Here is an 11,333-nt window from a genome sequence, read left to right on the forward strand (position 1 = left end):
ATGGTGTGCGAACAAGGGCTAAGTCTTTGCCTTCCGTTTGATCGAATATCGTAAGTGTGGGGAATGCGAGTCATCACCTTCCAAGAGCCAGGCAAAGTCCGCGTCAGCCTGGAACCGCCCGCCGATCTCGTGCCGGGCTCCGTGCGGGTTCGCACGATCTACTCGGGAATCTCAGCGGGCACCGAACTAACCGCCTATAGGGGAACCAACCCCTACCTCAACCGCAAATGGGACACCGAGCGCCGGCTCTTCGTCGAGGGCCAGACGCACGGCTACCCGCTCACCGGCTGGGGCTACCAGGAGGTCGGCGAGGTCATCGAGGCCGCGCCCGACGTGGCCGACCCGCCGATCGGCAGCCTCGTGTGGGGCATCTGGGGCCACCGCGCCGAGGCCGTGGTCCCCGCCGAAAGGCTGGTCGGCCACGTGCTGCCGCCCGGCGCAGACCCGCTCACAGGCGTGTTCGCGCGGGTGGGCGCCATCGCGCTCAACGCCGTCCACGCCGCCGACGTGCACCTGGGCGACCAGATCGCGATCTTCGGCCAGGGCGTCATCGGGTTGCTGGCCACCCGCCTGGCCGTGCTGAGCGGCGCCAGGGTGGTCGCGGCCGACTCCATCCCCGAGCGGCTGGAGCTGGCCAGGGAGTTCGGCGCATCGGAGACGTTCGACGTGGCCTCGGGCTCGGTGGCCGAGTTCATGCGCAAGCGCGACGAGGGCGCCGACACCGTCATCGAGTTCAGCGGCAGCCACCAGGGCCTGCACGAGGCTATCAGGACCGTGCGCAAGGGTGGCAGAGTCGTGGCGGCCGGGTTCTACCAGGGTGACGCCATCGGGCTGCGGCTGGGCGAGGAGTTCCATCACAACCAGGTCCAGCTCGTCTCCTCACAGATCGGCGGCGTCGCCTCGTGGCTGGCGCATCGCTGGGACGTCGAACGCCTGCAGCGCACGTTCATGGCGCTGGTGCACGAGGGGCAGGTCGACGCCCTGCGGCTCATCAGCGAGGTCATGCCCATCGAGCGGGCTCCTGAGGCGTTCGACCTGCTCGACAAGCACCGGCACAAGGTGCTCCAGCTCGTCTTCCGATTCGAGGAGTCGCCATGAAGCTCGCCGTCCAGGAGCAGCTTCTGCCAGGCCGGACGCTGCAGGAGAAGTACGCCTTCGCGGTCGAGGCCGGGTTCGAGGCCATCGAGCTGCGCGGCAAGGGCGACTTCCACTTCGCCGGCCGCCTGACCGAGCTCAAGCGGGCACGGGCCGACGGCGTGATCATGCCGACGGTCTGCGTGGAGATGTCCCACTTCATCGGCGACTTCGACCCGGCCAAGCGCAAGGACGCCATCCAGCAGCTCAGATCGCAGCTCACGGTGATCGGCGAGTTGGGCGGCCTCGGCGTCATGACTCCGGCCTCGTGGGGGCAGTTCTCGCGCCGGCTGCCGCCGTTCGAGCCGCCGCGCAGCCAGGAGGAGGACCGCGAGGTGCTGGCCGAGGCCCTGGGCATCCTGGGCGAGCACGCGCAGCGCAACGGCGTGCTGATCATGCTGGAGCCGCTCAACCGCTACGAGAACCACATGGTCAACACCCTGGCCGAGGCGGTCTCCTACTGCTCCATGGACTCGATCAGGATCGTCGGCGACACCTACCACATGAACATCGAGGAGGACGACCCCTGCCGCGCGCTGGCCGAGGCCGCCCCCTACCTCGCGCACATGCAGATCAGCGAGTCCAACAGGAATCAGCCGGGCACCGGCCACCTCGACTGGGCCGCGCAGCTCGCGACGCTCGACGCCGTCGGCTTCGACGGCTACCTCGCCCTGGAGTGCCGGCTCCGCGGCGAACCCGAGATCGTCCTTCCCCAAACCGCAGCCTTTGTCAGGAAATTTGTATGATCCTCCGCGAAGCCGTGCGTGTTCTCGTGGCCAACTGGGACGGCAGCCACACGGTTCCCTCCCGCCGTCTCTACCCCCACCAGTGGAGCTGGGACTCCGCCTTCATCGCGATCGGCAACGCCCGGTGGGCGCCCAGAAGGGCCAGGCTGGAGCTGCTGTCCCTGTTCGGGGCCCAGTGGCAGGACGGCAGGGTGCCGCACATCGTCTTCAACCCCGCGGTGCCCGAGGGCGCCTACTTCCCCGGCCCCGAGTTCTGGGCCTGCCGCGCGCCGTCCGGCTCGGCGACCTCCGGCATCGTCCAGCCGCCCGTGCACGCGCTGGCGGCGTGGAAGACACACCTGGCCGACCCCGACGCGGCGTTCCTGCGCCGGATCTACCCCAAGCTCGTGGCCCAGCAGGACTTCCTGCGCGCGGCCCGGCGCTCCGCCGAGGGCCTGATCTCCATCGTGCACCCCTGGGAGTCGGGCATGGACAACAGCCCGGCCTGGGACCTGCCGCTCAGCGCCGTCGAGACCGGCCAGTCCGGGTTCGTCCGCAAAGACCTGGCCTCGGTCGAGGCCTCTGAGCGGCCCACCGACCGCGACTACGAACGCTATGTCGCGCTCGCCCGCGCCTACCGCGACTCCGGCTACCGCGAGCCCGGGGCCTTCCACATCGAGGACCCCCTGTTCAACGCCGCGTACGGGCTGGCAGAGTCGACGCTGGCCAAGATCGCCGAGGCGTGCGGCGCCGACCCCCGGCCCCACGAGCGCGAGGCGGCCGCGGTCACCGCCGCCATGGTCGAGCACCTGTATGACGACGGCCTGTTCCACCCGCGCGACCTGCGCACCGGCTACCTGATGCGCTCAAGCAGCGCCGCAGGGCTGACCCCGCTCATGCTGGCGGGCCTGCCGATCGGCGTCGTGAACGCGTTGATCGGCACCGCGCTCGACCGGTTCGCGCTCAAGGACGGCGTGCTGCCCAGCTACTCACCGGCCGCGCCCGAGTTCGACACGGCCCGCTACTGGCGCGGCCCGAGCTGGATCAACCTCGCCTGGCTGGTCTGGCACGGGCTCAAGGACCGCCGCCCCGACCTGGCCGGCCTGCTCGCCGGCGGGATGGCCACCGCGGTGTCGCGTTCCGGCTTCCGCGAGTACTTCGACCCGTCCACGCTGCGCGGCCACGGCTGCCACGACTTCAGCTGGTCAGCCGCCCTCATCCTCGACGTGGTCGCAGAGCACGGCCTGGAGCGTCTGCCTGCGGCGGCCCGCGAGATCGGCGAGAAGTCCGGGGGCCTCGGCGAAACCGACGAGATCGGTGACCACGTGCTCGCGTAGTGGCCCGCCGTGCTCCCTGAGCAGGCTGATCGTCTCGTGTGAGAGCCGTTCTCTGTCCCAGGCGTGCGCGAGGCCGCGCGGCACCCGGCCGATCTGGGCGCAGCGCACGGTCAGCCCGTTGTGGTGGAACTCCTCCCCGAGTCGTACGTCGTGCGCGCCCTGCGTGTAGAAGGCCAGGTCCACCAGCGTGCCCTGGGGGCGCAGCAGCTTGAGCCCGAGCGCCAGTGCCCTGGTCTGGCCGCGGCACTGGAACACCAGGTCGGCGCCGCGATCGTTCACGCCGTGCCGCCAGCGGCGCTTGAGCGCCACCGCGGGGTCGTCGTCGGCGGCCAGCGTGTTCGCGCCGAGCGCCCGCGCCACCGCGAGTCTGGCCGGGGTCTCGTCCACCACCACGACCTCGGCCGCGCCGCCCGAGATGGCGAAGCAGGCCGTCAGCAGCCCCACCACTCCCGCGCCGACGACCGCGACCCGCCGGCCGCGTACGCCGTCGCCGAGGTGCCGCACTGCGGGCCCGTGCAGGTCGTGCGCGGCGTGCAGGAGGCCGTTGGCGCAGATCGGGCCCATGTGGGCCACGTAGATGCCGAGCACGGGATCGAGGTCGCCGGGCAGTTCCACGAACCTGTCCCGCATCGGGTCGGCCACGTACGCCGTGCGGTGCCCGTAACACATGGCGACCAGCGAGCCCTCGCGCACCGCCCGCGTTCGCGTCTCCACCACCAGGCCGACCTGCATGTAGCCGATGCCGCGCACGGGGTAGGCGATGGACGGCGCGCCGTCCATGAACAGCCCGAGCGCCGGATCCCACGTCGCGCCCAGGTAGGGGTTGGTGCCCTTGACGTAGGTGAGCTCGGTCCCTGCCGACACGCCGCTGTGCGTGGTCGCCACGACGAACCCGCCTTCGGGCAGATCGGACAACTTCTCTTCGACCAGCGTGACGTGCCCTGGGGCCTCGATGCTGAGCACTCTGTTCATCATGGGAGCAGCACCGGCCGTCGTTCGGCGGCTGACTGGGCCAGGGCGAGCGCCAGGCGGTGGGTGCGCAGGGCTTCACGGTACGGCACGCGTACGTCGGCGTCCTTGCCCTGGACCGCGTCGATGAAGGCGCGGTCCACCCGCGTCTTGGCCCGGCCCTCGTCCTCGATCACCCGCTGCCCGTCCACCAGCAGTCGCGTCTCGCTGAGCTCCAGCGCGATGCCGTCGGCGCAGACCTCCAGCCCCACCCGGTGTTTCTGGGTGAGCAGGCAGGAGGTGGCCAGCAGCCCCGACGCCCCGCCGGCGAAGCGCATGACCGCCGCCGTGGCCCGGTCCACCTGGCCGTCGGAGGTGGTCTGCGCCGGCACCGCGTGCACCATCGACACCTCGCCCACCAGGAGCCGCGCCAGGTCCAGCACGTGGACCGCTTGCTCGACGATCTGGCCGCCCGACATGGCCGGGTCGAGCCACCAGGCGACCGGCGGCACCTTGTCGAGCCAGTGCCCGAGGGCCAGGTGGACGGGGCGGCCGGCGAGAAGGTCGTGGGCCTGCCCGATGATGTCTAGATATCTCCAATGATGTCCGACAGCCGATGGCAAAGATCTCCTGTCTATTTCGGACGCGATTTTTTCCGCGGTGTGGAGGTCAAGCGAAAGGGGTTTTTCCACAAAGATCGGAAGATTGCACGACAGAACATCATGTTCCGGGCTGCCATGCGCGAAAGGTGGCACGCAGATGTAAACCGCATCCAGATCGTCCGCATCCAGCAGGTCCGCGTGGCCGCCGTAGGCGGGCGCGCCGTACCTTGCGGCCAGAGCTTCGGCCTTGTGAAGATCTGTGTCAGCGATTCCCGCGATCACGACATCGGGAAATCCGGACAGGACGTCTGCGTGGCGAGCGGCGACATTTCCGGCACCTATGATTCCGACACGGCTCATTGGGGACACAATCTGGCATATGCCACACTCAGCTGTAATCAAACTAGAATGGAGAAATGCGTATAGGTCGGGCAGATGCTGTGGCCCAAGGGGATCGAGGCTGACCGCATGGAAACAGATCTGCGCACCTTGGCCAGAGTGAAGGAATGGTACGGCCCGCACTCGAGCACCGCGGCCGAGTGGCCGGTCGACGCTTTAATCCTGGCCAAGGGAACCACCACGATCAGCGTCGTCCTGCCCGCCCGCGACGAGGAGAGCACGGTCGGCGACATCGTCCGTGTCATCCGCCGCGACCTCGTCGAGCGGGCGCCGCTCGTGGACGAGATCCTGGTCGTCGACTCCAACTCCACCGACGCCACGGCGGAGCGGGCCCGAGAGGCGGGCGCGCGCGTCGTGGCGCAGAACGCCGTGCTCTCCCACCTGCCCCCGCTGACGGGCAAGGGGGAGGCGTTGTGGAAGGGGCTGGCCGCCACCACCGGCGACATCGTCGTGTACATCGACGCAGACCTGCGCAGCTTCGGCGCCCACTACGTGTCGGGGCTGGTGGGGCCGCTGCTGACGAACTCCGACATCCACTTCGTCAAGGCCACCTACGAGCGGCCGTACGTCGGCGCCGACGGCTCCGTCCAGCCCGGTGGCGGCGGCCGGGTCACCGAACTGGTCGCCCGCCCCCTGATCAACCTGTTCTGGCCGGAACTCGCCGGAATCGCCCAGCCGCTCGGCGGCGAGTACGCCGGCCGTCGCTCGGTGCTGGAAGCCGTGCCGTTCGTCACCGAGTACGGCGTGGAGTTCGGACTCCTCGTCGACCTGCTCGAACTCGTCGGACTCGACGCGATGGCCCAGGTGGACCTGGGGTATCGCACCCACACCCACCAGTCGATGACCGCGCTCGGCAGGATGGCCGGGCAGATCATGCTCACCGCCTGGTCCCGCCTGCAACGGCAGGGCCGTGTGTCGGAGACCCCGGCGCGCACCATGCTCCAGTTCGGGCTGGAGGGCGGGGCCGACGTGGTGGACCTGGCCGTGGACGAGCGGCCTCCGCTCGCCTCCCTCGTCCTTGAGGAGGACGTGGCATGAGAGTCCTGGTGAACGCGGGGCCGTGGCTCGCGGTCCCGCCTCCTGGCTATGGCGGGATCGAGAACGTGGTGGCCACGCTGGTCCCCGCGCTGCGCGAGCGCGGCGTGCACGTGGTGCTGGCCTCGGTCGCGTCGAGCACGCTGCAGGTGGACGAGCTCATCAGCGCCTACGACGACGGGCAGTTCGCCGAACTGCAGAAGCCGTACAACCAGGTCATGGGCATCGCCCACGCGCACCAGGCCATGGTGGCCGCCGCGCTGCGCGCCCGCGAGGACATCGACCTGGTCCACGACCACCTGGAGGTGGTCGGCCCCGCGGTGCTGTCGGCGCTGGGCGGGCCGCCCGTCCTGCACACCCTCCACTGGGACCTGCGCAAACACCCGGCCTTCTACGGCGCCTTCCCGCCGTCGATCGCGGTCAACGGGGTCTCGGAGTCGCAGCTCGCCCGCGCCCCCGCCGCGCTGCGCTCCGTCTCGCTCGGAGCCGTCCACCTGGCCACCCCGCTGGCCGCCTACGACCTGCGGGTGGAGCGGGGCGGGCACCTGGTGGTCATGGGCCGGATCTGCCGGCTCAAGGGCCAGCACGTGGCGGCCAGGATCTGCCAGAAGCTCGGGCTCCCGCTGGTGCTGGCGGGCCCCGTGAGCGGCCGCAACAGCCAGGACGAGCTGGACGTCGTCATACACGACCCCCACCACCCGCTGCACGGCCACCCCGACGTGCGCTACCACCTCGACCACGTCACGCCCCACCTTGACGGCGAGCTGGTCAGATGGGTCGGCGCGGTCGGCGGCCAGGACAGGGACCACCTCTACGGCTCGGCACGGGCCGCCCTCTTCCCCATCCAATGGGACGAGCCGGGCGGCACGGCCGTCGTGGAGGCGCTGGCGCTCGGGGTGCCGGCGGTGGGCCTGCGCCGCGGCTGCCTGCCGGAGATCATCGAGCACGGCCGCACGGGATTCCTCGCCGACACCGAGGACGAACTGGCCGAATGGCTGCTGCGGGTGGACGAACTCGACCCCGAGGAGTGCCGCAGCGAGGCCAGGCGCCGCTTCACGCCGTCCGTGATGGCCGCGGGCTACCTGGAGCTGTACGAGCGGGTCATGGCAGAGGCCGCACCGCAGGTCAGGAGAACCCCCGAGGGAGCACGGTGACGGGGCAGGACGAGGCCCGCAGCACCTTCATGGCCAGCTCGCCGAGGAAGACCCGGTGCGGCTGGGCGTCCTCGCTGGCCGCGCAGACCAGCAGTTCGCCCGGCAGCCAGTCGAGGCTTTCCAGCGCGGAGGCCACGTCGTGGCCCTCGGCGACCTCGGACTCGGCCTCGATCCCGGTGCTCTCCCAGGCCAGCCGCACGGCCAGCGCGAGATCGTCCATGAGCTTGCCCGGGTCTTCTGTGCGCAGGTCGAGCGTGATCAGCCGGAGCGGCACGCCCAGCCGCAGCGCCGCCTGGGCCACCTGCTCGACCGCCGCGTCGCACTGCGGCCGGTGCACGTAGGCCAGGGTCAGCCGGGCCGGCTCCTGCGACGGGACGTACTGGGCCGGGGCCAGCATGACCGCCTCCGACGACAGGTGCAGCAGGTGGTCGGAGGTGGAGCCGATCTCGATGCGGCCGTTCCTGCCTCCTTCCGCCGACCCGACCACGATCAGGTCGGCCCTGATCCTGCTGGCCAGCACCGACAACCCGCGCCCCGCGCCCCTGCTCTCGTAGGTGAGGTACTCGGCGGGGGCCTGCCCCAGCTCCTCGGCCGCGTGCGCCAGGTTGGCCTGCGCCTCGACCGCCAGCCCCGGGCTGCCCGGCGGGTAGATCGTCGCTATCGTGAGCTCGCCGCCGGTGACCCGGGTGATCGCGGAGCCGAGGGCGAGCGCGTCTTTGCCGCCCTGGTCACTGGTGTAGCCGACGATCACGTGCGCTCCGATCACGACTGCCCTCCTACCCGCTCCGAGCTGGGAACACGCTGTCTTGATCCGAAACGTTCGGTGGAGTTTTTCCCGGCTTTCCACCTTAAGGCCGAGGCGTTTGACGATCTTTGTTCGTAAGGTCGTGTCCATTACCCGTTCATGGATAGGACACGTGTGTACCACGACATCGTCGGCTTCGCCCTCACCACCCCCTCCTGGCTCCATACCTTCGCCGAAGTCGGCACCGACGCCGGGTTGTTCGTGTTCGTCGCGCTGTTCGGGGTGGCCGCGTTCCGGGCGTGGCGGGCCCCGGCCCGCGACCTGGCCATCGTGATCGCGGGCCCCGCCGGGGTGGTGTTCGCCTACGTCGTGAGCGAGGCGCTCAAGCTCGTCATCAGGGAGGACCGGCCGTGCAGGGGCGGGGTCACGACGATCGCCGCCTGCCCGCCCCCGGACGACTGGTCCTTCCCCAGCAACCACTCGGTGATCGCGGCCGGCGCCGCCGCCACGCTCGTGCTGGCCTGGCGCGCCCTGGCCTGGGCGGTGCTGCCGCTGGCGGCGCTCATGGCGTTCTCGCGGGTGTTCGTGGGCGTGCACTACCCGCACGACGTGGCGGCGGGCTTCGTGCTGGGGCTGGTGCTCGCGCCGCTGTTCGCGCTGCTGCTGGTGGGGGCAGTCACCCCCGCGGTGCGTCTAGTGAGAACCCGTCTGTCGCCGCGATGAGCCGGTCCACGATGCCGGGCTCTGTGGCCGAGTGGCCGGCGTCCTGGACGACGTGGAACTCCGCCTCGGGCCAGGCCCGGTGCAGCTCCCAGGCGGTGGCCATGGGCGTGCAGGCGTCGTAGCGGCCCTGCACGATCACCGCAGGGATGTGCCGGATGCGGTCGACGTCCCTGATGAGCTGCCCGGGCTCGAACCAGCCGGCGTGGGTGAAGTAGTGGTTCTCGATCCTGGCGAAGCAGATGGCCATCTGCTCCTCGCCGAACTCCTCGACCAGCTCAGGGTCCGGCAGCAACGTGATCGTGCCCGCCTCCCACTGCGCCCACGCCCTGGCCGCCGCCAGCCGGGCCGCGTCGTCCTGCCCCTCCAGCCGCCGGCGGAAGGCCGCGATGAGGTCGCCGCGCTCCTCCTCCGGGATCGGGCGCACGTACGACTCCCACAGGTCGGGGAAGAGGTGGTTGGCGCCCGCCTGGTAGAACCAGTGCAGTTCCTCGGGCCGCAGCGTGAAGATCCCGCGCAGCACCAGCTCGGTCGTCCGGTCAGGATGGGTCTGGGCGTAGGCGAGCGCGAGCGCGCTGCCCCACGACCCGCCGAACACCTGCCAGCGCTCGATGCCCAGGTGCTCGCGGAGCTTGTCCATGTCGGCGACCAGGTTCCAGGTGGTGTTGGCGCTCAGGTCGGTGGCCGGGTCGCCGGCGTGCGGCAGGCTGTGTCCGCAGTTGCGCTGGTCGAACAGGACGATGCGGTACAGATCAGGGTTCCACTGGCGACGTTGCCTGGCGCTGCACCCGCCGCCGGGGCCGCCGTGGAGCATGACGGCCGGCTTGCCGTCGGGGTTGCCGCTCACCTCGTAGTGGATCAGGTTGCCGTCGCCGACATCGAGCAGGCCGGAGTCGTAGGGGTCGATGGGCGGGTACAGGGTTCTCATGCGTCCCGATATTGCCTCATGCTTGGGTCTCATGGAGCTGGTGACGATCGATGACGTCCGCGCGGCGGCCGAGCGGATCAAGGCGGTGGCGGTGCGCACACCGCTCGTGCGGATGGGCGAGGCGTGGGTCAAGCCCGAGAGCCTGCAGCCGGTCGGCGCCTTCAAGATCCGCGGAGCCTACAACGCGGTCGCCTCCCTGCGCCCCGACGGGGTGGTGACCCATTCCTCCGGCAACCACGGGCAGGCCCTCGCGTACGCGGCCAAGGAGTTCGGGGTGCCGTGCGTGGTCGTCGTCCCCGAGGGCACGCCGCGGGTCAAGACGGACGCGATCCGAGGGTGGGGCGCCGAGGTGGTCGTCGTGCCGCCCGAGCAGCGCGAGAGCGTGGCGGAGAAGACGGCCGCCGAGCGCGGGCTGACGCTCGTGCCGCCGTACGACCATCCGGCGATCATCGCCGGGCAGGGGACGGTCGGGCTGGAGATCGTCGAGGATCTGCCGGACGTCGAGGTGGTGCTGGTGCCGGTCGGCGGGGGCGGGCTGGCCTCGGGCGTGAGCACGGCGGTCAAGGCGCTGCGGCCGGACGCGCGGGTGATCGGGGTCGAGCCCGAGCTGGCGGGCGACGCGGCGCAGAGCCTGGCCGCCGGGCGGGTCGTGGTGTGGGAGCCGGCGCGCACCTTCCGCACGATCGCCGACGGGCTGCGCACGTGCCTGTCGGAGCTCACGTACGCGCATCTGAACGCGCGCCTCGACGGGATCGTCACCGTCACCGAGGACGAGATCAGGGCCGCCATGGGCCACCTGGCGCGCAGGGCCCGGCTGGTGGCCGAGCCGAGCGGGGCGGTGGCCACGGCGGCCCTGCTGTCGGGGCGGGTCCCCGCAGGACGTACCGTCACGGTGCTGTCGGGCGGGAACGTGGACCCCGACCTGCTGCGGCAGGTGATCTAGGCCGACCATTCGTGGCGGGACAGGAACGAGCGCTCGCCCGTGGCGTAGTCGTGGAAGGCCCGCTGCACCTCGGCCAGCTCCGCCACCGTCGTGCGGACGAGCGTGCCCTCCTTGTACTCCAGCTCGTATCCGGGCGAGACCTGCAGGAAGTGGCGGCCGAAGTTGACCAGGGCCACGAAGGGGTTCTGCGGTGACAACGTGGCCAGGACGTCGTGGACGAGACCGAGGTCGGGATCCTTGACGATCATGCCGTCGCCCGTGTGGAGCTGCATGCCCTCGTACACGCCCAGCGGCGCCACGTTGTGCACCAGATCGCGCTGCGGGTCGTAACACACCAGCCCGTGCGCCTGCGCGAGCGTGAACACCTGCGCGGACATCTCGTCCATCGTGTCCAGGTCCATCGTCACCAGCACGTGCCCCGGATAGAGCGTGATCTTCCCCGGCAACTCCTTGGCGACCTCGGGCACCGCTCCGCCTGTCACCGGGTCGGTCCGCTTGACCGCCAGGTAGGCGGTGCGGGCCTGATCCCTGGTGATCGGCACCGGCTCGTCCCAGACCATCAACTCAACGCTCATCGGTCCATCTTGGCCGACCGGCACCCCCGCCGCGCGCCACCACCTGGGTTTTTTCGAATCGGGCGGCTGTTTGAAAGGGCCACGGCGC

At 70.5% G+C, this 11,333-nt stretch carries 11 protein-coding genes and 2 pseudogenes; 7 read left to right on the forward strand and 6 right to left on the reverse strand.

All coding sequences use genetic code 11. The annotated features are described in order from the left end of the window. Positions 1-63: 63 nt before the first annotated feature. The 3 genes and pseudogenes from ACFOY2_RS31095 to ACFOY2_RS31105 all read left to right on the forward strand — a co-directional run. Complete coding sequence (locus ACFOY2_RS31095; RefSeq protein WP_379531655.1) at positions 64-1,098, forward strand: zinc-dependent alcohol dehydrogenase; 1,035 nt, start codon at positions 64-66, stop codon at positions 1,096-1,098. Further along, on the forward strand, positions 1,095-1,880 hold the full coding sequence (locus ACFOY2_RS31100; protein WP_379531656.1) for a sugar phosphate isomerase/epimerase family protein: 786 nt from the start codon (positions 1,095-1,097) through the stop codon (positions 1,878-1,880). The genes ACFOY2_RS31095 and ACFOY2_RS31100 overlap by 4 nt, the downstream gene beginning before the upstream one ends. Then, a pseudogene (locus ACFOY2_RS31105) lies at positions 1,877-3,055 on the forward strand (MGH1-like glycoside hydrolase domain-containing protein); the annotation flags it as partial. The gene ACFOY2_RS31100 and the pseudogene ACFOY2_RS31105, both read left to right, overlap by 4 nt. 9 nt (positions 3,056-3,064) lie before the next feature. Here the strand turns inward: ACFOY2_RS31105 and ACFOY2_RS31110 are convergent. The 3 genes and pseudogenes from ACFOY2_RS31110 to ACFOY2_RS31120 form a co-directional block, all read right to left on the reverse strand. Further along, positions 3,065-4,168: a zinc-dependent alcohol dehydrogenase gene (locus ACFOY2_RS31110; protein ID WP_379531729.1), complete on the reverse strand. Its 1,104-nt coding sequence runs from the start codon at positions 4,166-4,168 to the stop codon at positions 3,065-3,067. Beyond that, a complete protein-coding gene (locus ACFOY2_RS31115; protein ID WP_379531730.1) occupies positions 4,168-4,767 on the reverse strand; it encodes a Gfo/Idh/MocA family protein in 600 nt (199 codons plus the stop codon). The genes ACFOY2_RS31110 and ACFOY2_RS31115 overlap by 1 nt, the downstream gene beginning before the upstream one ends. 39 nt (positions 4,768-4,806) lie before the next feature. Continuing rightward, positions 4,807-5,106: pseudogene (locus tag ACFOY2_RS31120) on the reverse strand (Gfo/Idh/MocA family oxidoreductase); the annotation flags it as partial. A gap of 108 nt (positions 5,107-5,214) precedes the next feature. Here ACFOY2_RS31120 and ACFOY2_RS31125 point away from each other — a divergent pair. Continuing rightward, positions 5,215-6,183 carry a glucosyl-3-phosphoglycerate synthase gene (locus ACFOY2_RS31125; protein ID WP_379531657.1) on the forward strand — a complete coding sequence of 323 codons (969 nt, stop codon included), beginning with the start codon at positions 5,215-5,217 and terminating at the stop codon, positions 6,181-6,183. Beyond that, positions 6,180-7,334, forward strand: coding sequence for a glycosyltransferase (locus ACFOY2_RS31130; RefSeq protein WP_379531658.1), 1,155 nt, complete (start codon positions 6,180-6,182; stop codon positions 7,332-7,334). Before ACFOY2_RS31125 ends, ACFOY2_RS31130 begins: the two co-directional genes overlap by 4 nt. Here ACFOY2_RS31130 and ACFOY2_RS31135 read toward each other — a convergent pair. Continuing rightward, positions 7,306-8,100 (reverse strand): universal stress protein, encoded by a 795-nt coding sequence (locus tag ACFOY2_RS31135; RefSeq protein WP_379531659.1) that lies wholly within the window; start codon positions 8,098-8,100, stop codon positions 7,306-7,308. The genes ACFOY2_RS31130 and ACFOY2_RS31135 overlap by 29 nt on opposite strands. A gap of 138 nt (positions 8,101-8,238) precedes the next feature. Here ACFOY2_RS31135 and ACFOY2_RS31140 point away from each other — a divergent pair, with 138 nt between their 5' ends. Next, a complete protein-coding gene (locus ACFOY2_RS31140) occupies positions 8,239-8,802 on the forward strand; it encodes a phosphatase PAP2 family protein (protein ID WP_379531660.1) in 564 nt (187 codons plus the stop codon). On the opposite strand, the gene pip is transcribed toward ACFOY2_RS31140, so the two are convergent. Next, on the reverse strand, positions 8,756-9,727 hold the full coding sequence (gene pip / locus ACFOY2_RS31145; protein ID WP_379531661.1) for a prolyl aminopeptidase: 972 nt from the start codon (positions 9,725-9,727) through the stop codon (positions 8,756-8,758). The genes ACFOY2_RS31140 and pip overlap by 47 nt on opposite strands. 31 nt (positions 9,728-9,758) lie before the next feature. Between pip and ACFOY2_RS31150 the strand changes: the two genes are divergently transcribed. Next, positions 9,759-10,670, forward strand: a complete 912-nt coding sequence (locus ACFOY2_RS31150; RefSeq protein WP_379531662.1) for a threonine ammonia-lyase — start codon at positions 9,759-9,761, stop codon at positions 10,668-10,670. Here the strand turns inward: ACFOY2_RS31150 and ACFOY2_RS31155 are convergent. Further along, positions 10,667-11,245 (reverse strand): hypothetical protein, encoded by a 579-nt coding sequence (locus ACFOY2_RS31155; RefSeq protein ID WP_379531663.1) that lies wholly within the window; start codon positions 11,243-11,245, stop codon positions 10,667-10,669. The two genes, ACFOY2_RS31150 and ACFOY2_RS31155, sit on opposite strands and share 4 nt — an antisense overlap. Between the last annotated feature and the right edge of the window lie 88 nt (positions 11,246-11,333).

Origin of the sequence: Nonomuraea purpurea, from assembly GCF_042650645.1 — a bacterium.
In the GTDB taxonomy this organism is placed as follows: Bacteria; Actinomycetota; Actinomycetes; order Streptosporangiales; family Streptosporangiaceae; genus Nonomuraea; species Nonomuraea purpurea.